Origin of the sequence: Mycobacterium sp. (assembly GCF_052143115.1) — a bacterium.
Taxonomy (GTDB): Bacteria; Actinomycetota; Actinomycetes; order Mycobacteriales; family Mycobacteriaceae; genus Mycobacterium.
The window spans coordinates 1-23,100 of the sequence record NZ_JBKQTQ010000015.1 but is presented as its reverse complement, the minus strand read 5'-3'; the positions used below and the strand labels follow the sequence as shown (position 1 = coordinate 23,100).

The 23,100-nt window shown below is 62.0% G+C and carries 26 protein-coding genes and 1 pseudogene; 8 read left to right on the top strand and 19 right to left on the bottom strand.

Features of this window, described 5'->3' with window-relative positions; all coding sequences use genetic code 11:
- Positions 1-80: 80 nt before the first annotated feature.
- The 6 genes and pseudogenes from ACLQI9_RS01490 to ACLQI9_RS01465 all read right to left on the bottom strand — a co-directional run bounded on the left by ACLQI9_RS01490 (position 81) and on the right by ACLQI9_RS01465 (position 3,942).
- Positions 81-272, bottom strand: a complete 192-nt coding sequence (locus tag ACLQI9_RS01490; RefSeq protein WP_442382142.1) for a hypothetical protein — start codon at positions 270-272, stop codon at positions 81-83.
- Between the two features lie 216 nt (positions 273-488).
- Positions 489-995 (bottom strand): hypothetical protein, encoded by a 507-nt coding sequence (locus ACLQI9_RS01485; RefSeq protein WP_442382141.1) that lies wholly within the window; start codon positions 993-995, stop codon positions 489-491.
- 231 nt (positions 996-1,226) lie between these two features.
- Positions 1,227-1,409 (bottom strand): annotated as a pseudogene (locus ACLQI9_RS01480) (adenylate/guanylate cyclase domain-containing protein); the annotation flags it as partial.
- Positions 1,410-1,487: 78 nt separating this feature from the next.
- Positions 1,488-2,468 carry an NAD(P)-binding domain-containing protein gene (locus tag ACLQI9_RS01475; RefSeq protein WP_442382140.1) on the bottom strand — a complete coding sequence of 327 codons (981 nt, stop codon included), beginning with the start codon at positions 2,466-2,468 and terminating at the stop codon, positions 1,488-1,490.
- An 802-nt stretch (positions 2,469-3,270) separates the two neighbouring features.
- Positions 3,271-3,567 carry a hypothetical protein gene (locus tag ACLQI9_RS01470; protein WP_442382139.1) on the bottom strand — a complete coding sequence of 99 codons (297 nt, stop codon included), beginning with the start codon at positions 3,565-3,567 and terminating at the stop codon, positions 3,271-3,273.
- 63 nt (positions 3,568-3,630) lie between these two features.
- Positions 3,631-3,942, bottom strand: a complete 312-nt coding sequence (locus ACLQI9_RS01465; protein WP_442390830.1) for a hypothetical protein — start codon at positions 3,940-3,942, stop codon at positions 3,631-3,633.
- A gap of 864 nt (positions 3,943-4,806) precedes the next feature.
- On the opposite strand from ACLQI9_RS01465, the gene ACLQI9_RS01460 reads away from it, so the two are divergent.
- Together ACLQI9_RS01460 and ACLQI9_RS01455 are read left to right on the top strand one after the other, a co-directional pair.
- On the top strand, positions 4,807-5,289 hold the full coding sequence (locus ACLQI9_RS01460) for a hypothetical protein (RefSeq protein WP_442382137.1): 483 nt from the start codon (positions 4,807-4,809) through the stop codon (positions 5,287-5,289).
- Between the two features lie 52 nt (positions 5,290-5,341).
- Positions 5,342-5,629 (top strand): excalibur calcium-binding domain-containing protein, encoded by a 288-nt coding sequence (locus tag ACLQI9_RS01455; RefSeq protein ID WP_442382136.1) that lies wholly within the window; start codon positions 5,342-5,344, stop codon positions 5,627-5,629.
- 417 nt (positions 5,630-6,046) lie between these two features.
- Here ACLQI9_RS01455 and ACLQI9_RS01450 read toward each other — a convergent pair whose 3' ends face one another.
- The 13 genes from ACLQI9_RS01450 to ACLQI9_RS01390 all read right to left on the bottom strand — a co-directional run bounded on the left by ACLQI9_RS01450 (position 6,047) and on the right by ACLQI9_RS01390 (position 16,893).
- Positions 6,047-6,958, bottom strand: coding sequence for an NAD-dependent epimerase/dehydratase family protein (locus tag ACLQI9_RS01450; protein WP_442382135.1), 912 nt, complete (start codon positions 6,956-6,958; stop codon positions 6,047-6,049).
- A gap of 72 nt (positions 6,959-7,030) precedes the next feature.
- On the bottom strand, positions 7,031-8,257 hold the full coding sequence (locus ACLQI9_RS01445) for a cytochrome P450 (RefSeq protein WP_442382134.1): 1,227 nt from the start codon (positions 8,255-8,257) through the stop codon (positions 7,031-7,033).
- A 24-nt stretch (positions 8,258-8,281) separates the two neighbouring features.
- Positions 8,282-8,704 carry a hypothetical protein gene (locus ACLQI9_RS01440; RefSeq protein WP_442382133.1) on the bottom strand — a complete coding sequence of 141 codons (423 nt, stop codon included), beginning with the start codon at positions 8,702-8,704 and terminating at the stop codon, positions 8,282-8,284.
- Between the two features lie 33 nt (positions 8,705-8,737).
- A complete protein-coding gene (locus ACLQI9_RS01435; protein WP_442382132.1) occupies positions 8,738-9,787 on the bottom strand; it encodes an NAD(P)H-dependent amine dehydrogenase family protein in 1,050 nt (349 codons plus the stop codon).
- A complete protein-coding gene (locus ACLQI9_RS01430) occupies positions 9,784-11,004 on the bottom strand; it encodes a cytochrome P450 (RefSeq protein WP_442382131.1) in 1,221 nt (406 codons plus the stop codon). The genes ACLQI9_RS01435 and ACLQI9_RS01430 overlap by 4 nt, the downstream gene beginning before the upstream one ends.
- Positions 11,001-11,441, bottom strand: coding sequence for a hypothetical protein (locus tag ACLQI9_RS01425; protein WP_442382144.1), 441 nt, complete (start codon positions 11,439-11,441; stop codon positions 11,001-11,003). Before ACLQI9_RS01425 ends, ACLQI9_RS01430 begins: the two co-directional genes overlap by 4 nt.
- 23 nt (positions 11,442-11,464) lie before the next feature.
- Positions 11,465-12,190 carry a hypothetical protein gene (locus ACLQI9_RS01420; RefSeq protein WP_442382130.1) on the bottom strand — a complete coding sequence of 242 codons (726 nt, stop codon included), beginning with the start codon at positions 12,188-12,190 and terminating at the stop codon, positions 11,465-11,467.
- The gene (locus tag ACLQI9_RS01415) at positions 12,187-12,315 is read right to left on the bottom strand and encodes a hypothetical protein (RefSeq protein ID WP_264072759.1); all 129 of its coding nucleotides are present in this window, start codon (positions 12,313-12,315) and stop codon (positions 12,187-12,189) included. The genes ACLQI9_RS01420 and ACLQI9_RS01415 overlap by 4 nt, the downstream gene beginning before the upstream one ends.
- Positions 12,316-12,340: 25 nt before the next feature.
- Complete coding sequence (locus tag ACLQI9_RS01410; protein ID WP_442382129.1) at positions 12,341-13,144, bottom strand: CbbQ/NirQ/NorQ/GpvN family protein; 804 nt, start codon at positions 13,142-13,144, stop codon at positions 12,341-12,343.
- Between the two features lie 22 nt (positions 13,145-13,166).
- Complete coding sequence (locus ACLQI9_RS01405; protein ID WP_442382128.1) at positions 13,167-14,699, bottom strand: nitric oxide reductase activation protein NorD; 1,533 nt, start codon at positions 14,697-14,699, stop codon at positions 13,167-13,169.
- A 171-nt stretch (positions 14,700-14,870) separates the two neighbouring features.
- Positions 14,871-15,473 (bottom strand): TetR/AcrR family transcriptional regulator, encoded by a 603-nt coding sequence (locus ACLQI9_RS01400; RefSeq protein ID WP_442382127.1) that lies wholly within the window; start codon positions 15,471-15,473, stop codon positions 14,871-14,873.
- 63 nt (positions 15,474-15,536) lie between these two features.
- Positions 15,537-16,232 carry a hypothetical protein gene (locus tag ACLQI9_RS01395; RefSeq protein ID WP_442390828.1) on the bottom strand — a complete coding sequence of 232 codons (696 nt, stop codon included), beginning with the start codon at positions 16,230-16,232 and terminating at the stop codon, positions 15,537-15,539.
- A gap of 61 nt (positions 16,233-16,293) precedes the next feature.
- Positions 16,294-16,893, bottom strand: coding sequence for a TetR/AcrR family transcriptional regulator (locus tag ACLQI9_RS01390; protein WP_442382125.1), 600 nt, complete (start codon positions 16,891-16,893; stop codon positions 16,294-16,296).
- 139 nt (positions 16,894-17,032) lie between these two features.
- Between ACLQI9_RS01390 and ACLQI9_RS01385 the strand changes: the two genes are divergently transcribed.
- From ACLQI9_RS01385 to ACLQI9_RS01360, 6 genes are all read left to right on the top strand, one after another.
- On the top strand, positions 17,033-17,821 hold the full coding sequence (locus ACLQI9_RS01385) for an SDR family NAD(P)-dependent oxidoreductase (protein ID WP_442382124.1): 789 nt from the start codon (positions 17,033-17,035) through the stop codon (positions 17,819-17,821).
- Positions 17,822-17,842: 21 nt separating this feature from the next.
- Positions 17,843-18,916 (top strand): NAD(P)H-dependent amine dehydrogenase family protein, encoded by a 1,074-nt coding sequence (locus tag ACLQI9_RS01380; RefSeq protein ID WP_442382123.1) that lies wholly within the window; start codon positions 17,843-17,845, stop codon positions 18,914-18,916.
- Between the two features lie 40 nt (positions 18,917-18,956).
- Positions 18,957-19,736 (top strand): mycofactocin-coupled SDR family oxidoreductase, encoded by a 780-nt coding sequence (locus ACLQI9_RS01375; RefSeq protein WP_442382143.1) that lies wholly within the window; start codon positions 18,957-18,959, stop codon positions 19,734-19,736.
- Entirely contained in the window at positions 19,733-20,917 is a 1,185-nt protein-coding gene (locus ACLQI9_RS01370) for a cytochrome P450 (protein WP_442382122.1), read from the top strand. Before ACLQI9_RS01375 ends, ACLQI9_RS01370 begins: the two co-directional genes overlap by 4 nt.
- A 53-nt stretch (positions 20,918-20,970) precedes the next feature.
- Positions 20,971-22,101 (top strand): NAD(P)H-dependent amine dehydrogenase family protein, encoded by a 1,131-nt coding sequence (locus ACLQI9_RS01365; protein WP_442382121.1) that lies wholly within the window; start codon positions 20,971-20,973, stop codon positions 22,099-22,101.
- A gap of 70 nt (positions 22,102-22,171) precedes the next feature.
- Positions 22,172-22,798, top strand: a complete 627-nt coding sequence (locus tag ACLQI9_RS01360) for a TetR/AcrR family transcriptional regulator (RefSeq protein WP_442382120.1) — start codon at positions 22,172-22,174, stop codon at positions 22,796-22,798.
- The last annotated feature ends 302 nt before the right edge of the window (positions 22,799-23,100 follow it).

Below are 23,100 nucleotides of genomic sequence, written 5' to 3'. Positions count from 1 at the left end.
ACATCGCCCAAATCAGCGCTTGCTGCTCGACGTCAAACCCAACCGGACCCACACCCATCCCGACCTCCACCAGCACATCATCATCGGCCTGCAGTGATGCGCTGACTGGTTGAGCTCAAGGTCTGTTTCGAGACGGCGTTCAGTTCTGCTCGGGCCTGGTCGATTTGGTCGTATGCGTAGGTCGCCATGGCGGCGGTGGTCATCGTCTTATCCCTGCGGGCGAGCGATTCGTAGGTCTGGTCACCCAACACTTCGCGCAGGTGGGCGATCACGGAGCTGGTTTCGGGGAACGCCAGCGGCTGAGGGGACTAAGCGCGAATCCGGCGATGGTGGCTGCCGGTTTATAGCGGCCGAGCCGGTTGGATGAGCCCGACCCGTCACCACACGGCCTGCGACCAGACGAACCGGTCCCATGTCTCCGGCAAGCCGGTGGTCCCATCACCTTCGCAAGCGCCACTGCGCCACGCGGCTACCGTTGCCCGCTGTTGCTAGCCCGCGATATAGCCGGAGATGCAAATCAGGGCCGAGCCAGTGGTGGTGGCGTTGTCGCGGTTGATGTTGAAGTTGATCTCGTTATCGCTGTAGGCGCGAAGCGAATGGGTGGCATCATAAATCGCATTGCCGCCGACGTTCCCCTGAAACGTCAGGAACAGATCAAGGTTCGCCGGCACGCTTCCCAACGAGGTGTACATCCGGAGGCGCGCCCATTCGCCTTCGGGCACGATAATCTGCGCGGTCACCAACTCGATGACGGCCCGCTTGCCCTTAGGAACAATTTTCCAGTCATCGAAGCTGACACTCACGTTGAAGGAAGGTGTCAGATCGACGCTGTGCCATGCCTGAAATGCCGTCGTCGCACGGCAGTCGTCGCACGTTCCCATTGTTGTGGCTCGCACTACGGAGTGTGTCGGTGCGCCCTGCGCGGCGGGTGACTGCACGGAGTCCCGAACGGGAGCCGCAGGTGATTTCGTTGTTTTCGTCTCTTCCTTTGCCATTGCATCCTTACCTTTCTTGCAGGGTGTTCGTGGCCATCGGACGTCGGCTTCGAGTCACCCAGGGACGGTGGGGGTTGCAACAAGGTCGGAGTTACTAGGCCCGAGCAATCAATTACGCATCGATCGGCGTGCTGAGGCAAGAGCGCGGTCCGCTCAGCGGACCGAAGTCCCGCCACCCGCAATCGATTTGCGCGCCGATGTGGCCGAAGTCTCATTAAGCCAAACCGCCAGTAGCCGCTCCGCCCCAACGGCAGAGGCGATGTCCATCGAGTCGACCACGTCGGCGAACAGAACCGTCACCTGCTTGTACTCCGCGAGGGCGTCGCCGTTGTCGAGTGAGCCGCAGCTGTGGCAAAACCGGGCGTTCTCTAGAGGCTCGGTGCCACACGTCCGGCACGCCGCTACGGTCGTCATCCGACCCTCCGCCTATTCCGGCTCCCAGCATTTGCAGTGGTCCTCAAAGGATAGGCCGTGAGGGAGGGAGCTCGGGGGTCAGCGGGCGGGGGGCTTGGCCCGCTCGCCGAGACGGGCGCGCAGGTCTTCCTCGAAGGAGACGACCTCGGGGCTGAGCTTCTCGGTCCGCAGGCGCTGTAGGTTCGGATAGCCCGCGTCGCGCTCGGCTTCCCATTCGTCGGCGAACTTGCCCGACTCGATCTCGCTCAGCACCGCGCGCATCACCCCGGGGACGTCGAGGCCGTCGTAGCGATCCGCCCGCGACATCTGGCCGTACTGGCTGGTCGGCGAGTGGTAGCGCATCTGACCGGCGTAGCCTTCCAGCCGCAGCAGCCGGTAGTTCCGCTCGACCTCGCCCGAGAGCATGAGTTCGGTCATGATCGCCTCAAGCGGGATACCGGCCTCCGCCATCAGCGCGACGAAGCTCATGGAGACCCGGGCCATGGCCGGGGCGAGCACCTGCTCCACCGCGAGGTCGAGGACGGCCTCCTGACGCGGCGTCATCTCGATGGCACCTTGGCGCAAGCCGCCGACAGCCCGTCCGATGGCCAGCGTGCGGGCCAGAGCGGTCCCGGTGCTGTCCTTCTGGATACCGAGCGCGGTGATGAACCCGACGCCCTCCACGTAGCACGCACGCACCTCGGGACCCAGCATCCGGGGAGCGACCATGCCGACGTCGCAGTTGGGGTCGATCCGGTCGAAAGCCACCGCGTAGCCCGAGGCCAGCAACCACAGCGCATCGGGCTTGGGCGTGATGGGCAGCTCGGGGATGACGTCGTCGGAGATGAGGGTGCAGATCACGTCGCACTCGCTCGCCGCCTCGATCTCGTGGGCGGTGAAGCCCTCGGCCTCGGCCTGGTCCCGGGAGGCGTCGGCCTGGGTGAAGACCTCCACCGTGAGGCCCGAGTCACGCAGGTTCAGGGCCCACGAGCGGCCCTGGTTGCCGTACCCGACGACGGCAACCCACTGCCCGTCCAGCACCGACAGGTCAGCGTCGGACTCGTAGTAGATCTTCGTCATCGGAATCCCCTCTGCACCGGTGCCTGCGGGATGCACGTCTCCTGCTGCTCATCTACCGACTGGTACGCACATGTTTGGGCACGAAAGTTACCCCGCCGGTCCGTCTGGGTCATCTCCGTGGCGATGACGACCGCCCTACCGACCATCCCACGATCACGGGCGGCCACAATCACGAGCGAGCGGCCAGGTATTGCCACGCGGGGCATCCGCTTGCCCACCTTGCCGTTGGGGTTAGGAGGCAGCTCGTCAACGAGCTCTGTGATCCGGGGCTTCTTGTAGTCGGCCAGCTGCTCGACGCACTACGCCACCAACGTTGGCCTCGTGAGGATATCGCTGTGCCATCTCCGACACGAAGTTTTGAGACCCTCATATGTCGTCTATTTCGAGACCGCGTTCAGTTCTGCTCGGGCCTGGTCGATTTGGTCGTAGGCGTACGTCACCATGGCTGCGGTGGTCATCGTCTCGCCTTGGCGGGCGAACGATTCGTAGATCTGGTCGCCGAGGACATCGCGGGGGTGGGTTCCAGATCTCGATGGCCTTGGCCGGGCCGACCCGGTTGACCAGTTGCTGGAAGTCGACGGCTTCCCGGTGGTCGTTGAACGACGAGCTGGTCTGCTTGCCGTCGAGCGCGTAGAGCACGGCGGCCTGAGGGTGAAGGTCGCGATGCCTCCGCTGGTATTGCTGGCCTAAGAATCTTCCGATGGGGCCCGGCGCGGGGCATAGGGATCGTTGTCGGCGCGGCCGACACCAGCCGTCCCGAACAGGGCGGCGAAGCCTATCTGTGCTACAGCTATAAGCGTCTTCATTTGATGTAGCCCTGATGCCACAGGTCAAAACAGGTCTGGCTGGGTCGCCAACCTGCTGGCTCGGCTTTGTCCAGGACAATCAATTGATTCACCAGTGCGTCAGCGTGATTGGCGTCCAGCCCGTAAACCCGTTCCAGTTCCTGCGTAGCCTGATTAGGGCCATCGAAAGCAGTTTTGGGTTGGTGCAGAAGCGCCTGGCAAGCATGTGAAATGTCAGAGTCGGCGTGAGCGACCCCAGCTGACCCCAACAGGGCAGCGGTGCCGATCAACAGTGCGGTGATGAAGGTCTTCATGATCGTCCTGTCCCTTGAGCATTCAGTATCGCGGGGGTCACGCGGGCAGCGTTTTCCGCTAGGTCAGCAGAGATTGTTTTCGGCTGCTTCCGTCACGTGCATCGCGCTTGCCAGATCAATGTCGATGCCGCCCTGCTGCGCTGCGTTTGCGACCGCAAGGTCGCCCTGGTGACGCGCATTACCCATCGACATACCCGAGTTGATCGCGGAACGCATCGCGCCACAGGCCGCATTACCAAGTTGCAGCGCCTGATCGTTGGTCAACGAAACAAACAGCTTGCCCTTGCCTTGCAACTCATTTAGGTACATGCTCTGGTCAGCTGAAGCGACCGGCGCAGCACACAGCAGAAATCCCGTCGCCGCTACTGCGATCAAGCAAGTCCGAGAGAAGAGCATCCTTACCCCATCCTTTCTGCCGACATTCCTACGTTGGCTTCTCGGCCTGCTCCGCTGATCAAACCAAGCGGACGAACCTTTCTTGGGTGAACAGCTTGACCCGCTGCAGTCCTCGTGACCGCATTGTCGTTGCAGAGACTGGCGTGCGCGACGGCTGTTAGCCAGCACCCCGGTGGTCAGCGGAGCCTCCGCCAATTCTTGCCCAACTACCACTCGTTTCTTTCCTTTAGGGCACTTGACGCAGGCAGTCGGCCTCTACGGAGCCGAGACTGGAATCTGCGGTGTCATTGGCGTATGAACTCATCAGCCCGCCGTGGGGGCCCAGCCAAGCGGTGCAGGTTACGTGCGTCTGCCCGGTAAGCGGAATCTTGACCCCGATCCACTGGCCAGACTGCACTTGCGTCTCGTTGATCTGGTAGAAGCCACCGCCGGGGCAGACCGTGGTCCACGTCAGCGCGGTGTAGTTTCCCTCTTCAGGCGCGCTGTAACTCCTCGGGTTTGTGGTCGGGACGCGCAGTACCCTCGACGGCTGCCCGCCGGACTCGTGACTACTCCTCGGAATTGATGACTGGTGGATGGTCCGGCCTCCGCAGCGGTGTGCCAATGGTCACCCGCTCCGGGACCACTGCATGGTCGCCTCCCAGCCGTGTTGCTGCCAGGACCGGCACATGAGTTGGTACTGCGACGACTGCGGCCACATCACCTACGGACCGGCGCTGGGGGAGAACTGCTCGCTACTGCACGGGCCCGCTCGGGTGAGGTGAGCATCGACGACACCCCGGTAGTTTGTGCCCGGCGATCCGAAGGGTGGAATGACAGGGCCTGGCAATTACGGTGGTGGTCGTGGCCGATGAACCCAAATCTCTTCTGGATCTAATTGCACGCTTCATTCGTGAAGAGCTGGAGCAGGGCCGTATGGACAGCCTTGTCGCAGCGCATGATGCGCTGCTCGACCCTGCCGTCGGGAATGGAGCATTCATGAAGGCTGCAGTCAGAGCTTTCACCGCGCCCGCCATGAAGGCCGAAGCGACGATGCCCGTTCCGCAGGCCGTGGTCATACCGGATGAGGTTGTGGAGGTGGTCAGGTCGGCATCGCCGAAGGTGGCCAACGAGATACAGATCCGCAGTCCGCAGGACGCCATTGCGGTCATCAACCTATTTGCGGCGCTGATCCAGATGTTGACGGCGCTGGTGACGCTGTACCTGGCACAGCACCCGGCGACCCCGGTGACCTCGCAGCAAATCGTCCAAATCTTCGATCAGTCGGTCCATACCGTGAACCAGACCACCGTTGTCAATCCACCTCCGCCACCCGGGGAAGGATAGCGTCGGCCCGACTGTGGACAACGACGACGATCTTTGGTGGAGGAACCCGGCGGTGATCATCGGTGTCGTCGCGCTGGCGGCCTTGTTCTTGGGGATCGTGATCGCCGTCGCCACCGGGCAGCTCTCACTGCGCGGGGACAGTGGCCCAAGCTCGACGTCGACCAGCAGATGGGTCGTGCCGTCCCGATCGGCGGTCCTCACGAGCGTCTACCAACATGCGCTGCCGTACCAGGATTGCGCGCCGTCAGCCCGAGACGGCAGGTACAACGTCCACATCGGGGACCCCGCCTACAACCCGGCGTTGGACCGGAATCACGGGATCGCCTGCGAACGCGGCTAAACAACGCCGGGGCCCGGCGGCTAAGGGAGAGCCCAGAATCACTTGTCATTGACAAGTGATCGACGCGTTTACCCAGGCCGCGAGAGGTCGGAACAGGTCCTTTAATTTCGACCAGTTTTCCTATTTCCACAGCTAGAGGGCTATTTCCTGCGGCGTTTTATGGGGTTCGAGTCCCCTTAGCTCCACCAGAAAACCGCAGGTCAAAGGCGTAAATTTAGGCGACGCAAAGTGCACGTCAAGGCCTGCGTCAGATGCGCCTGTATTTGGCGCTGCCATGGCGTCCTGGAAGCTGGCATGCCCGTCGACGATTTGTCAATGGCGGTCAACCTGCTCAGACTGCACCGGCGAGCGGCCTCCGCGCATCGGGAATAATCCCTATTTTGCGCAGAGAATTACGCGTACTTCTCGAGCCCTGGCCTATTTGTCGACTATCCCCAGCCGCTGGAAAGTGTCTCGGACCCCGTCCTTCCAGTGCACCGAGCACTTGCCGATGAGCTGTTCGCGGCGACTGTTATCCGAGGGGAAGGAGTCAAAGCTGATCGGGCCCTCAGCCAGGTTCAAGGTGATGCCTGTCAACTTGGCGACGTACTCGCCCATCTCGCGATCCGATACGGCGTCATCGCCGCCCCAATTTACGACGGTAGCTGGGACGCTAGCGATTTCGAGAAGCTTGTGCGCCTGTAAGCCAATGTCGACGCCGCCGATCGGGGAGCCTAGGTTGTAGTAACCGATAGGTACCGGCCAGGGCTGGCCGGCTTTCATCGTGTGGTACATCATCACGGGCAACCCGCCGTGGCCGGTCCAGCTGTATCCCACATTCATCCGCGCGATCGTTGTCGGAAGTTCGAGCATTCGGGCGGCCGCGCGGACGGACCCCTCGGAAGTCAGCTTGATCACCGGGTACACCTCTGCATAACTGGCCAGGCCACCTAGCGGGTCAGTCTCAGCATACAAGTGATTGGGATGATCGTCGTGCCGTTTGTACACGCACGTGCTGGAAACATGCAGAAATGCGTTGGCTTTCCTGCAATGCTGCATGAGCAGAGCGGTTGCTTCAGCGTTGTTGGTGATTGACGCGTCGTAGTCCGGACTCACATGAAGCGCCGAATGCACGACGTGTGTGAAGTCGTCAGGCAGCGCCGACATATCGCCGGAGTCCATATACCACGCCACCGTCTTCACGCCTATTGCCTCGAGTTGCGCTTTGCGCGTCGGATCGGAGAATCTCGCGGCGCACCACACCTCGTTGGTCTCTGCGAAATTCTCCGCGATGGGACCAGCTATCTGACCGGTCGCGCCGGTCACTAGGACTTTTCGATCCTGAACCATGGCTTCTCCCTCTGACAGACATGAGCGCGTCGCGTCTCTTTGTAGTGCCGTAGCGATCCGATTTTCAGGACGTCAGCCGAACTCGATGGGCAAGCTTGTCGGCCCACTCATGCCGAGTAGCGGCTTCCATGGCGCCGGCCCGGTGCAACGGGGGTTTGGCAGGCGCTGGGCCAAGATCTTGAGCGCTTCGGCGAGTTCACGCCGCGCCAGATTGGCACCTAGGCAGTAATGCACGCCTCCACCAAACGTCAAGATGGGTGGTGGGTCGTGGCGGGTGATGTCGAAGCGCGTCGGATCGTCGTAGACGGCGAAATCACGGTTCGCCGCGTAAGTGTTCACCAAGATGAATGTGCCTGCGGGGAACGTGTAGTCGCCGATCGCGACGTCGTCGGTGACGCTTCGCACCGTGCTGCACATCGACGGTGAATGTCGCATGGTTTCCTCAACCGCGCGCATTGCCAGTTCGGGCTGGTCGCGCAGCAGCGCCAATTGCTCGGGGTGATCGCAAAGAACCTGCATGGATGCGGCCAGTTGGCTGCGCGTGGTGTCGGTGCCGGCCACCAAAATGCTGAACGCCAACATGCGCAACTCGCCGGCGTTGAGGCGGTCACCCGCGTCCTCGATGCCGATCAGTTCAGACAGCAGATCTTCGGTCAGGTGTCGACGCCTACGCGCGACCATGTCGTCGATGTAGTCGTCGAACTCACCCCACGCCTTCAGGACAAGGGGCTCCTCCTCGGAGAGATCGCAGTCGAAGCTCACGATCTTGAAGATGTCCTCGGCCCACCGTGAGAACTGTTGCCAGTCCTCACGCGGTGCACCGAGCAACGCGCAGATGACCGGGATGGGATATGGCCGCGCGACGTCCGCCACGAATTCGCAACGACCCGAGTCCGCGACGTGATCGATGAGCTCGTTGACGACGACGTGGATGGTGTCATCCATGCGCGCCGCCGCCCGCGGCGTGAAAGCTTTGGACACTAGGCCGCGCAGTCGACGGTGTTCGTCGCCTTCCATGTTCAAGATGCTGCGGGTGACTCTGTCCCACAGCGGTCCCGACGTGATCCCGTGGGCGGAGAGATGAATTCCCGGAGGGATGACGAACCGTGGATCGCGAAGCACCGTCCGGGCAAGTTCGTACGAGAGCACCTCGGGGCCAATGGGTCCCAATGCGATCGGCGCCTCCTGCTGCGCTGCCCGGAACTGCGGATAGATCTCCTGCGGGGTGTCGATGAGGTCATAACTCAGCGTGGGTAGTCCGGCGTCGAAAACACTCGGCCTGGCCGCGTCAACGGTCACGACGTCTCCTAGCTGCTGGCTTCGTCACGGGATATTGGTCGACAGCAAGGTCAGCGGAAGGCCGAATACCGACAGGTCGATTTCGTCGAGGTACGAACCCTCACCGGAAAAGCTCTGCCGGAAGCGGGTATTCGACCCGTAACGTTCGGTGACGGCTTCGGCGTCGGATGCCCCCGGGACGCGGAGCACCACGGTGTACACGCCGTCGCCGTTGCGCTCCACGAATTCACTGACGGATGCCGCCACTTCGGCGGTTGCACCGGGGACCGCGCTGATCAGTTCGACACCGCCGTTCCAATCCAAATAAATAGTCAAACCGAGTTCGGTCAGCTCGCTGTTCTCGAAGCTGAAGCCGAGTTCGGTAAACATCTGCGCCACGGCCGCCTGCCGTTCCGGCGCGACGGCGAACACGACGTGATGAAGCTGCGTCTCTCGTTGTTCGGTCATCCGCGCACCAGCCGGATGACTCGATATGTCTTTTCACGCATTGATGACTCCACGCGGAAGTAGCAGTGGCAGATCGTTATAGGTCGCTATGCCGGGTGGCGCTGCGACGACGGCCGGTATCGCGGTGATGGCCGGCACGGCTGTGATGGTCAGACCGAGCAAGATGTATTCCTCGATCGTCTCTGCGACGAAATCTGCGGGCGGCTCGAACGCCAGAGTTGTCTTGATCGTCGGTCGGCCCTCGACCGTGATGTTGTATCCGAAGCCCGTCGTCCAGGTGGGCTTGAGCGATTGGCCCTTGGTCCACACCCCGCGTACGTCGACGACGTCACGCCCGCTGGCAAAGCCCTTCCAGCTCACGTCAATTCCCGCCACGCAGCCCTTGGCGATGACCCAGTCCCCGGGAAGGTGGACGTCTTCGGTGGCTTGGGCGTATTCGGCCTCGCAACGAATCTCGTCGAGCTCGACCCCCAGCGCGTCGGCGACGATGAGGACGGCTTCGCGGAAGATCCCCGACCCCTCCTCGGTCACCGCCAGCAGGTCCGGGTGATCAATCGGGTATCCGAACCCCATGATCTTCTCGGTCTCCGGCGAGTTGTAGATCGTCGTGTCAAACGATTCCACGATGCACACCCGGTCGATCCTGTCGGAGAGTCCTGCAGAAACGATCGCAAAGAGTTCGATGAAGCCCGGGTTCAGGCCACTGCCGAAGATTGTCGACTCACCCAGTTCGCACGCCGTGACGATGCGTTCGCGCCCCTCGCCGAGTCGATGGCCGGTGATGAACTCCGACGTAGTGACAACGTTGATGCCCGCCTCGAGAATCCGGACCAGATCGTCGACGTTGGCGAACATCTGGTTGTACGCAACGCAATCAGGCTTGAGTGCGATGAGGGCGTCAATGTCGTCGGTGGCCAGTACGCCGAGTGGTTCGATGCCGCACAATTCCCCGACGTCGCGCCCGACCTTGTCCGGTGACCACGCGTAGCATCCGACCAGCTCGAGCAGCGAGTTCTCCACGATCGCGTGTACCGACTTCGTGCCGACGTTGCCCGTTGTCCACTGAACCACCCGAAATGTCATGTGGCTGTTGTCATTCCAGGACTGAAGACGACGGGAATCTTTCGGAATCCCCTCGTGACGGAGTTGCCGTGGAACGTGGCATCGGCGCCGGGCGCAAGGGTGCAGTCCGGGATCCTCGACAGCACCTGCTCAAGACCAACCGTAAATTCTAGGCGGGCGAGGTTCGATCCGAGGCAGCGATGTACTCCGGCCCCGAATCCGAGGTGGCGATTATCGCGGCGATCGAGGATGCACCGATCGGGTTCAGGGAACTCGTCCGGGTCGCGGTTAGCGGAGGCGTAGTTCACCAGTACCGACTCGCCAGGGCAGAAGGTTTGTCCGGCGAGCTCGACGTCCTTGGCGACAGTTCGCGGTATGCCGTGAATCGATCCGCCGAAGCGAATGAACTCCTCGACGGCTCGTGGCAGTATCTCCGGTTCGCCGGCGAGCCAGTCGCGTTCGTCGGGATGCGTTGCCAGATAGTGGAATACGAACGACATCGCGTTGGCTGTCGTCTCTAGGCCTGCCTGCACCAGCAGCATGGCATTGGCAACAACGTCGCTGAAAGGCAGCCGCTCACCGTCGATCTCGGCATTGAGGAGCACGACGATCATGTCGTCCTGCGGAGGCTTGGTGCTTCGCGCCGACACCGCATCATGGAGGTGCTGATAGAGGCCGCCCCACGCACCCATCCGAGCTTCCTCGGTTTCACCGTTGAGCGCGGTGTCCGTCAACTCGATACACAGCGGGACGTCGTTGATCGGCAATCCGAGGAGATACTTGAAGAAGACGATGCCCGGCTGTCGCCAGGCGACCTGAGCGAGGTCACCGCTCCCCAGTTCAACGAAGGCGTCGATCAACTGGTCCGTCTCATCCCGAATCTGTGGCCGCAGCGCCTTCATCCGCGCCGGCGAGAAGTAGGGGTTGAGCACCTTACGGAACTTCTGCTGCCGAGGCGGATCCAGGGTGATCACCAGATCGCCCGCGAGCTGCTCAGACGCTTCCGGCGTCGGGTTACTGGAGAAGTGCTCCCAGTCCTGCAGAATCCGGTAGCACTCCGCGTATCGCGTTGCCACCCACGCGCCGCCGGGAGTGGCGCTCAGAAACGGCGTATCTGTATGGGCGAAGGGCGCATTCCGACGCATGACCGAATAGACCTCATATAGGAAGTCATTGTCCTGAAAATCCCCGTGACGAAGATCCCAGTTGCGTGCGTGCTCCTCGAGTGCCTTGGTCACGGATGCGGAGCACCTTGCTGCTGTGCGGCCTGCCGGGCCACACGTGCGTCGTGGATGCGCACCAGTTCGCGGAATTTGAGCCGGTGATATTTCGGAACCGGCTGGATGCCCCACTGGTCCCGGGCGGTGTCCTTGCCCTCGGCGCCCTCCGGAGGCCCCAACATTGGATAAGGTACCTTGCACTCCAAGGTGTCGTCGGAGTAGCGGACCTTGAGCAATTCACTGCAGATCTGGGTCAGGCTCAGAGTCGGATAGCCGTAGTACACCGCCATGAAGGGCAGCGTGAAGGCACCTTCGATGACGAGGGCGACCAGACAGACGATGACCGCCCGCTTGATGTACTTGTGCATCCTGGCGTAGTACGGCGTGGTGCCAGGGGGCAGATCTTCGCCCGGGTCCTTGTCTTCGGTGGACGACGGTGCGGGTAGAGGTGAAATCACAGCTGTGCTCCTTAAAGTGTTCAGTCGGTGAAGATTTCGCGGTTGACCGTGTGCAGGTACGGGATCGCCAGGAACGGCGTGATGTAGAAGATGTCGTAGAGCCACCAGCCGATGACGGGGAATACCACGCCCGCATAGCGCACGTCGGCGTACATGGTCATGTTGAACACGTAGGCGCACCAGATGACCACGCCCATCCAGCAGGTGATGACCATCCATTGGTGGCCCCACCGCTTCATCTGCAGGAAGCCGATCGCCGCGGCACAGCGCATCGCGAACACCGTCAGGATCAACCCCGCCACATACGCTTTCTCACCGGGGCCGGCGGCGCCGCCGACCCACAGTTCGTTGTAGTGCCAGAAGTAACCGGCGTCGAACATGTTGCCCCAGCCGACCATCAGCACACGGTTGATCAACGTGTGATTGGCGACCAGATCCAGTGCCCAGCCCAGGCTGTTGAGGGCTCCGTCGATCAGCACCAGATAACCGATCAAGGTGACGATCATCGGCCGCACGGACAGACCTGCCCGTAAGGCCTGGCGCTGTAGCCAGACTCCGCGCATGAAGATGGGGAAGCCGATTAGGCCCGGCGCCCACATCCCCATCAGGGCGGCCCCGGCGATCATCCACTTGTCGGCCCGGCGCTGCGCGAGACGGGATTCGTCGTGATGGTCCTCGAGGCTGACCGGATCATCGGGTGCGGCTGATTTCCCGCTCGAAAGCCGGTTCAGTAGCGGAAGATTCACAATTCCCACCAGCCGCGCGCGAAGGACATGTAGAGCTGAATTCCAAACATCAGCAGCAGGTAGCCGTAGATGACGATCTGCAAGATAATGAGCGCTTTCTTGCGCTGTCGTTCCTTCTGATCCATGGTGGTGACTCCTTTCCCGGTTCTGCTAGTGAGACGTGCGCGAGCTGTCGGCGGCGGCGAGGCTGGCGACGGCGACCTCGCGTAAGCCGTCGTTGATGGCACCGTCGGTCGACAGTGGCGCGAGGATGCAGGCTTCGGCCGCCTCTAATTCGTTTGCGCCGGAGGCGATCAGCTGTGCGGCGGTGACCAGGACGCGGGTGGATGGCGGCTCGAAGTGGAAGGCGTGGTCGGCGGTCCGGATGGCGGTGGCGCAGGCAACGAGCCTTTTCGCGGTCGCAGACTCGATGCCCGCTTCGGCGACGATCACCTCGGCTTCGCGGTCCGCGGGCAGATACCGCATCGGAAGCGTGACGAAGCGCTGGCGGAAGGATGGCTTGAGTTCCTTCAGCGAACTGCGGTAGGCCGGGTTGTAGGAGCAGACGAGCATGAAGGTTTCGGGCGCCTTGACGACTTCCTCGGCCCGGTCGAGGTAGAGAGCACGGCGGTGGTCGGTCAGCGAATGCAGGATGGCCAGTGAGTCGTGGCGTGCTTCGACGACCTCATCGAGGTAGCAGATCGCGCCGGCCTTCACGGCCCGAGTCAGTGGGCCGTCGGTCCACACCACATCGCCGCCGGTCACCATGAACCTGCCCACGAGGTCCGAACTGGTCAAATCGTCATGGCAGCTGATAGTGACCACGGGTCGGCTCAGCAGCAGGCCCATGTGTTCGACCAGTCGCGTCTTGCCGCAGCCGGTCGGGCCGGTGAGCATCACCGGCAGCCGTTGCCGATGGGCCTGCTCGAACAACTGGACTTCGTTGCCGTTCGAGTAATAGGTGTCGGTGGTCATTTGTTCCCCAGCGTGTTGTCGGTCATGCGGTTACCAGCTCACGGTGAACGTGGGCCAATACCCGCGGAAGCTCCTCGACCCGCCGGATGCGCTGGGAGCGGCGGGGTCCGAAGACCTCGGGAAGCGGGTCAACGCGGGTCGGTCCGACACCTAGGTAGTAGATAGAGACGCCGGCGTCGTTCGCTTCCTCGACCGCATGCGCGACATCGGCCCACGCATAGCGCCCCTCGTAGCCCTCGTCGGAGATCAGGCCGTCGCCGATCACGATGAGCAGCCGCCGCTCGGCGGGCTGAGCAAGAAGCCGACTGGTCAAGTGGCGCAATGGTGCACCGAGTCTGGTGTAGCCGCCGGTGGCCAGACCGAGTCGGCCTGGCGGCACGAACCGCCGATCCTGGAAGTCCTTGAGGCAACTGACTTCGACACGGTGTCGCGTGTTGCCGGTGAATACGAAGATTCCATGGCGCTCCCGCGCGAGCGTCATCGCATTCGACAGAGCGTCGGCACAGGCCAACTCCAGTTTGAAGATCCGTCCGCCGTGCACACCCAATGACGAACTGCCGTCCAGCAATAGCGCCGTTGTGACATCGCGGCTGATGGGCAACAAGTCGCGAAAGATGCGCGGTTCGATCGCTTCGCCGGTCGCGAGGTCGATGTAGTGACGCACGTACTGCTCGACGTCCAGGTCCGAGCCGTCCTCGAGGCGGTTCTTCATTGCCCGGTGGGTGTGTTCTTCAAACCATTTCCGCAGCTCTGCGGACACAGAGCCCGGTGAACGCGTCGGGGTCGCATGCCTGCGTTCGAGAACGGCAACATGGTCCCGCATGAAACTCTTTGTCCAGGAATTCCACTCGGGGTAGGGGATGCCCGGCCGGTGCTCTGGAGTGATATCGAGGTCGTTGTCCTGAGGCCGACTGGGCGGCGGCAGGTTGGGGTTGCGCACGCCGCCGTCGCCACCGACCGGAACGGAGTACGGGCGTGGCAGCCGTTTCTGCGTAGTGGTCCAAGGCATTCTGCCGAAGCTGCGACGCAATTTGTCAGGCAGACTTTGAGGCGCTGTGTAGGCCAGGGGCAATCGGCCCAAGAGTGGATGAACGCCCAGCGGCGCGGCGCTGCGCGACATCGAGATCGCCCGGTTGACCATCTCGCCGGCATCCGTATCGGCGGGCAACGCTGGGAGATCTGGCAGCACCCGGTGCGCTTCAACGAGCAGTCCGGGCCAGTTCGAGGCGATCCACCCCAGGGCCACGCTGGCCTCGACGAGAGTGATCGCCCGCAGTTCGCGCGCCGACAGCTCGTTCAGCCGAAACGTTGCGAGTCGCTCCTTTGATGGTGAACATTGAAGTGCCACGCCGCATGTCAGGGTCCTGCGAGTCCAGTCCCGTTCGATCGATGGATACGGGACGTGCACGAAATTGAGGTGTGAACTCAGACTGAACTCACGATGCCCACCGGTCACCAGGCGCGCACCCTCGCGACGCCGCCCGCTCAGGGCGACAGCCGTTACTGCGCAACTGCGTTCGATCGCCATTGCATGTGCGTCGGAAGGCTCGATCATCGACGCTCAGAACGTGCCGAGATTCGAGAACATCCAGTACCAGAACCAGATGACCAGTCCCGTCCCTCCCCAAGCTGCGACATAGCGCAGGGTCTCCCATATCCAATCCACTTCAGACCTCCTTGTTGATGGCTTGTGGCTTTTTCATGGCTTGTGGCACAGGCGATCGCGTCATCGGACCTCCAGACCGCGCACGGCGGTAGCGGTCAACTTCGTCAGCATCGTGTCACGCTTGTCGGCATTGTCGGTTGTGGTGAGGACACCGTAGATGCCGAGCATAAAGAACGTCGCACTGTAGAAGGCGTCCACTTCCGGATGCACTTCGCCATGGCCTCGCGCCCGCTCGATCTCATCGACGAGCAGAACGATCACGGGATGATCGCTCCAGTCGTCCTTATTGGGGCATGTCGGCGAGAAATGTAGCGCCAGTAGCTCTTTGAAGAGCAGCGGACCGAGCCGCTGCTCCAGGCCGGCCACAAGATGGACCACTTCTGTTAACGCGGCAGCAAGCCCGTGTGCGTCCTCGAGATATTTGGCGAATTCCGCGGCGATGCGTGCTTCTTCACGGAACTCCAGGTCAAGAAGCACATGCTCCTTGCTAGGGAAGTGGAAGAAGAACGTACCGTGCGCGACGCCCGCGGCCGCGACGATCGCGTTCACATCGGCGCCTGTCATCCCCGAGCGCTTGAACTCGGCGATCGCCGCGCCGAGTATGCGTTCCCGGGTTTGTCGCCGACGCACCTCGCGTGCCGTGGCCTTGACCTGTGGCGCCATGGTCTAGCCTTTGTAGCGGAATTACTGACCAGAGTCAATGAGTAAGGTCAATAGTTTGCAAAGTCAGTCGGTGAAGATCTCGCGGTTGACGGTGTGCAGGTAGGGAATCGCGAGGAATGGGGTGATGTAGAAGATGTCGTAGAGCCACCAGCCGACGACTGGGAGTATGACCCCGGCGTAGCGCACGTCGGCGAACATCGTCATGTTGAATACGTAGACGCACCAGATCAGCACGCCCGTCCAGCAGGTGATCACCATCCATTGGTGGCCCCACCGCTTCATCTGTAAGAAGCCGATCGCGGCCGCGATCCGCATGGTGAAAACCGTGAGGATCAGACCCACCTCGAGGGCTTTCTCGCCTGGCCCTGCCGCACCGCCGACCCACAGTTCGTTGTAATGCCAGAAATAGCCGGCGTCGAACATGGCGCCCCAGCCGTTCAACAGGATTCGAGCCAGGATGGTGTGATTGGCGACCAGGTCGAGCGCCCATCCCACGGTATTGATGGCGGCGTCGATGATGACCAGGTAACCAAGCAACGTCACCAGCATCGGCCGGACCGAGAAGGCGTCGCGTTGCGCCCTCCGCAGCAGCCACACCCCCCGGAGAAACAACGGGAGGCCGAAGATGCCGAGGGCCGCGGTACCGATGAGGATACTGCCCGAGATGAGCCACTTGTCGGCCTGCCGCTGTGCGAGGCGCGACTGCTCGAAGTGGTCGTCGATCTGGCTGCCTGTGGCGGTCAACGTGGGCGAATTCAAAGATTCCTCCTACGGATCGGCTGGCCCGATCTTCGCGCACAGACTGACTATCGTCAATCGGCTAGTGCTTCTCAGTACTGCGCAGCGTGCTGGCCACATAGTCGTCGAGCATCGCGCTCTGCGTTGGCCAATCGTGTGTCGTGGTTAGCAGCGCATAAAGACCCAGCAGGAAGAACACGGCACTGTTCACCGGAACGACCTCCGGTGCAACGTGGCCCAGTCGCTGGGCTCGCTCGATCTCTTGGGCGACTCGCAGGATGACTGGATGCTCTTTGCTTTCGTCCGCGGGACGGGTCTGTGAGAAGTGCAGAGCAAGAAAGTCTTTGAAGAGACTGGCACCGAGGCGGCGCTCCAAACCCAGGACGAGTCGAACCGCCTCTCTGAGTATGGAGGCCAGATCTTGCGCGGTGTCTACAAATCGGTCGAGCTGTTTGGCGATGCGCTCCTCTTCGCGCCGTTCGAGTTCCAACAGCACATGTTCCTTGGTTGGGAAATGAAAGAAGAAGGTGCCATGTGCGACTCCGGCGGCGGCAACGATCGTCCCAACGTCGGCATCGGCCATGCCGCCTCGCTTGAACTCGGCAATGGCAGCTCCCATCAGGCGCTCCCGTGTCTGCAAGCGCTTGGTCTCCCGCGCCGACGGTTTATCCAGCGTTGCCATAGTTCGTACCTCTGATCCCTATGCCGGCCACGGGTAGAGGGTATCGCCCTCCGCCGGTGATTCGCGCGTGTGAGTCCGTTGACTTTGGTCAGTTTTATTTGTTAGATGAGCACGACATGATGGGGACGAGAGGATTTGGATGGCGCTGGAGCAGTTCAATCTGACCGGGCAGGTGGCGATCGTCACCGGGGCAGGCAAGGGTGTCGGACAGGGCATCGCCCGAGTTCTCGCTGAGGCGGGTGCGACGGTGGTTGGCACCGCGCGCACCGAGGCGGACATCGTCGGAACAATCTCGGGCATCGAAAGCGCAGGCGGCAAAGGACTTGCGCTCGTCGCAGACGCCATGAGCCGGCCCGATGGCGAGCGGGTCATCAACACCGCGATGGAGAAGCTCGGGCGTATCGACATCCTCATCAATAACGTCGGCGGCTCTACTTACGCACGCTTCCTGGACATCACCGACGACGATTTTCGGCACACGTTCGACTGGTGTGTCACATCCGCATTCATCATGAGCCAGCTCGCCGCACCCCACATGATCGAGGCCGGACACGGGTCGATCGTCAACATCTCTTCCGGTTCAGCGCGTTTCGGCATTCGCGCACTGACCGCATACTGCGTTGCCAAGGGCGGCCTCGAAGCCCTCACCCGCGCGATGGCACAGGAACTCGCGCCCAAGATACGGGTCAACGCCATCGCGTTAGGGTCCTTTGCGACCGACGGCCTGCAGGGCAGCCTGGACATGATGCCCGGGTCGCGGGAGAAGATGGAGGAATCGACGCCGCTTCACCGGCTAGGTGACGTCGCCGACCTCGGACGGCTGTGTGTCTATTTGTCCACGCGCGACTGCTACGCGACCAACGCCATCTTCCACGTGGACGGCGGAATCGACTCCAACAATTCACCGTTGCCGATTCCCGACTACTGATCAAGGACGGACAGACACAGGATGCGCAGAGTAGTTCAGTTTTCCACCGGAAACGTCGGGATCCACTCATTGAAGGCGATCATCGGACGTCCCGACCTGGAACTGGTCGGTGTGCATGCCGCCAACCCGGACAAGATCGGGCGCGACGCGGCCGAATTGTGCGGGTTGAGCGAGCCGACCGGCGTGATCGCGACCGATGACATCGACGCACTCATTGCGCTGAACCCGGATTGCGTGGTCTACACCGCTCAGGGTGAGACACGGCCGATGGAAGTCATCGAGCAGATGTCCAAGTTCCTCACCGCGGGCATCAACATCGCCGCTACGTCGATGGTGTGGCTCGTGACACCTCGTCAGGCAGACGATTGGCTGCGGATACCGCTGGAAAAAGCCTGCAAGGCAGGCAACGCTTCGTTGTACGTCAACGGCATCGACCCCGGCTACTCCGGCGACACCGAGGTGCACTCCGCGCTGAGCCTGGCCACACGCGCCAGATCGATCACTGTTCAGGAGATCTTCGACTACGGCAACTATGACGACTTCGAGTTCACCGGTAAGCAAATGGGTTTCGGTGTCAGCGCCGAGGACGAGACGCCGATGCTGTTCCTGCCGGGCGTCCTCACCACGATGTGGGGCGGAGCGGTTCGCAACCTCGCCGAGCAGTTGGGAGTGCAACTCGATGAGGTTCGACAACGCATCGAGCCGTGGTACACCGACAAACGGATCGAATGCAAGATGGCGACGGTGGAGCCGGGACAGATGGCCGCGGTCAAGTTCGCCGTCGAGGGTGTTCGCGATGGAGTTCCGGTGATCACCATGGAACACATCACGCGACTCACTAACGCCTCGGCACCAGAATGGGCGTACCCGCCCGAAGGCCACCCCGGTGTCCACCGAGTCGTGGTTGACGGAGATCCCCGCGTTGAGCTCAACACACATGTGTCACACCCCGGGCTCGACGTCACAGAGGCGGGATGTCTCTCCACGGCAGCTCGGGTGGTTAACGCGATCGACTGGATTTGTCGCGCCCCCCAGGGGCTCATCGCCGTCGAGGACATTCCGCAGGCAGAGATCATTCGCGGACTGATGTGGTGACGTGACGGCGCAGTCGACCGGGCGGGTCGCCGGCAAGCGAGTGTTGATCACCGGCGCCGCACGGGGTTTAGGGCGCAGTCACGCGCTCAGACTCGCCGAGGAAGGCGCGGATCTTATTCTCATCGACCTCTGCCGGTCCCTGCCGGAGATCGAATACGACCTGGCTACTGAGGACGACTTAGCCGAGACCGTACGTTTGGTCACCGAACACGGGCGCCGCTGCGTGAGCCGAGTCGCTGATGTCCGCGACGAAGCGGCATTGCGCTCAGCCGCCAACGATGGCGTCGACGAACTGGGCGGGTTGGACGGTGCCGTCGCCAACGCCGGTGTCCTGACAGTCGCCCCTTGGGACAGAACAACTTCCGAGCACTGGCGCACGGTAGTCGATGTGAACCTGATCGGGACGTGGAACACTTGCGCCGCGGCGATACCGCACCTCCTCGCGCAAGGTGGCGGCAGCTTGGTCAATATCAGCTCGGCCGGTGCGATGAAGGGGTTCCCGCTACAAATTCCGTACACCGCAGCCAAGCACGGTGTTGTAGGTCTGACGACTGCGCTAGCCAATGAGCTTGCTGCACAGAGTGTTCGGGTTAACTCAGTGCATCCAACCGGGACGCCCACCGGAATGATTCCGCCGTCTTTCGGCGCCACTCTCGGTGAAGAACGTCCGGACCTGATACCGATGTTTGTCAACGCAATGCCCACGCCATTCATCGAGCCCGTAGATGTCAGCAATGCGGTGTTGTTCCTGATCTCCGATGAATCGCGATTCGTTACCGGACTGCAGTTCAAAGTCGATGCCGGAGTGTCGATCAAATGACCGAGCCAGCCGCCATCACCACACTCCCGCAAATCAACTACGCCGATCTGCCGCTGGCTACCGCGAGGAGTGTCGGCTGGAAGACGCTGCGGGACATGGGGCCAGTGGTGACCGGCGAAGGTTGGTATTACCTCACTCGCCGTGAGGATGTACTTGCAGCGCTGCGCAATCCGGCTCTGTTCTCGTCGTCAAGGGGCTTCGACGACTTCATCAGTCCAGTACCGCTGATACCGCTGGCGTGTGATCCACCGGATCACACTCGCTACCGCAGAATCCTGCATCCGTTTTTCAGCCCGCAGACGCTCGGGCCGATGCAACCGTCCCTTCGCGAACAGGCGATCGAGATCATCGACGCCATCGCCGCGCGGAAGGAATGCGAGGTGATGGCCGACCTGGCCACCCCGTATCCGTCGCAGGTGTTCCTCACACTGTTTGGCCTCCCGCTCGAAGACCGAGAGCGGCTGATCAGGTGGAAGGACGCGATCATCGCATTGGGCCTGGTCAGCGAGCCGGACAGCGCCGACCTGATTCCGGCGGTGGAACTCCACGAGTATCTCACCGATGCTGTCGCCACACATCGGGCGAAGCCTGGGGACGACATCCTCTCCCAGGTCCTCTCGGGTGACGATGCGCTCAACGACACGGAGGCCCTTGGTCTGGCATTCGTGCTCGTCCTGGCCGGACTTGACACCGTGACCTCCGCGATCGGCGCGACACTGTTAGAGCTGGCGCAGCGCCCCGACTTGCGCAATGACCTACGCGAAAAGCCGGACCAGGTAGGCATGTTCGTCGAGGAGATGCTGAGGCTGGAGCCCGCCGCGCCGGTCGTCGGGCGGATAACCACCGAGGCCGTCACCGTCGCAGGTGTCACGATCCCCGAGGGAGCACAGGTGCGACTCTGCCTCGGCGCGATCAACCGGGATGGCAGCGATGCGACCTCCGGCGATGACCTGGTAATGGACGGCAAAATCCACAAGCATTGGGGATTCGGCGGCGGTCCGCACCGCTGCCTTGGCGCGCATCTGGCGCGGATGGAGCTGACCACCGTCGTCACCGAATGGATAAGTCGCATAACAGATTTCGAGGTCGCACCCGGGTACAGCACCGCGATCAAATGGCCGTCGGCAACCTGCACTCTGCCACGGCTGCCGTTGAGGATCAACACAGGCGCCGAGTCGTAGAGCTGTCACCCGCACGCGACGAGAAGCAGTCATCGTCAATCGAAGGAGGAACAATGACGACGCTCGAAAAAGGTCAAGCGGTGACGACCACACCACATGTCGAAAAGAAGTATCGCGTTATCCAGTGGGGCGTCGGCAACGTCGGAACGATCGCGCTCCGCCATTTCGCCCATAACCCTGCCTACGAGCTAGTTGGGGTGCTCTGCAACCGTCCTGAGAAGGTCGGCAAAGATGCCGGCGACCTCTGTGGCAAGGCGCCGACCGGGGTGTTCGCCACCAACGACAAGGACGCTATCGAAGCCCTCGACGCCGACTGCATCTTCTATGCACCGCTGTGGTCTGACCCCGACGAGGTCTGCCGTCTGCTGCGCGCGGGCAAAAACGTCGTCGCTTCGGGTGGCGCATGGTGGTACCGAACCGAACACAGCCAAGCCGATATCGACAAGATCCACGCAGCGTGCCTCGAGGGCGGCACCTCGTTCCACGCCGGCGGTGTCAATCCCGGTTTCGCAGGGGACTTGCTCGTTCTCACGCTGGCCCGAATCGTCAGCCAGATCGACACCATCCACATCTACGAGGTCGTGAACTTCGGCAGAGACACGTTGAAGTATCTATACGAAATGGGCATGGGCAGCGATCCGGAAACGTTCTGGGACGGCCCGAACCTCCTAGGCAATGCGTGGCCGTTGTTCGCGCAGTCGATGGCGATGATCGTGGAGGGAATGGGCAAGACAGTCGACAAGTACACGACCGAAGTCCAACTCGGGGTCGCCACCCGCGACATCCCCTTCGAGGGCAGCGAGACCAGCGACATGCCGGGGTTCACAGGCGTGATCAAGAAAGGCACCGTCGCCCGCCAGCACCACCAATGGACATCATGGGTAAACAACAGACCGCTCATCGTCTTCCACGAGATCTACACGGTGGACACATTCGATGCCATTGAGCCACAAGAGGATTGGCCGCAGCACTACCACTACCGGATCGTGATCGAGGGTGATTCATCCACTGAGCTGATCCTGCAAGGGGCTAAGGATCCCGACGGCGGCTACGCGTTGCCCGGCTACACCTGGACTGCGATGGGTCCCGCGAACGCGATTCCCGCCGTCGTGGATGCACCGCCAGGGTTCATGAGCCACAACGAACTCGGGCTGATGCCACTTCGCGGGGTCATCCGCGAGTAGCGCGGCGCCGAATGCCAGTGGCGTTGGCAGGACAGCGTTGGCAGCGAAACGACCATCAGGGAAATACCGCATGACGACGTCAGCCGATCGGCCACTGCGGATCGATGCTGCGCGCAATGCCGATCGCATCCTGCGCGCCGCCCGCGACATCTACGCCGAATTAGGACCCGATGCCCCGATCGATGCGATCGCCGAGCGTGCTGGGGTGGGGGAGCGCACCCTGTACCGCAGGTTCCCAAGCAAGGGCCATCTGATCCGCGCCACCCTCGATCAGATCATCGACGAAAACATCTCACCCGCAATCGAACACGCTAAACGCAATCCGAACCCGCTGGCCGGCCTCGCCGGACTCATTGAGGCCGCAACGGCGCTCGGCGCAAGCGAGCACCATCTTCTCGCCGCAGCCAGGAGAGCCGACGTCCTGACCAACATCTCCAAGCAGCTCGACGAAGCCCTCAGCGATCTAACCGTCAGCGCCCAGCGGGCCGGGCAGGTCCGCCAGGACCTAGTCGCCGAGGATCTGCCGCGGATCTTGTCGATGCTCAACAGCGTGCTCTGGACCATGGATCCCTCAAGCGGCGGATGGCGACGCTACGTGATGTTGATGCTCGACACGATCTCTACTTCTGATCGCCGCGAGCTGCCACGCGCCGTCCCGCTCCAATACCCGAAGCATCCAGAAATCTGGCCGATATAACCGGGTCACACCCGCATAGCGTTGTGCACTTGAACTTCCGAGCTCAGGCTCCCTCGTAAGTGTCGGGGTTGGGTCCGACGCGGCCACTCGCGCCTCGGTCGAGTGCCTCGATAGCCGTTAGCTGTCGAGCACCCCGTAAGCCGGCGCATTTGGGAACGGATTTGGGAACAAAACAGGCTCTTCGTAATTCAGTTTTCTGGTGCCTGTCGGCACGCCCGTGCATGCGGGAAAATCGGGTGCGGTCGCTCGCCGAGGTCGATCACTCTTTGGCGCAGGTGAGCCCGTAATTCAGTTTGATCCGG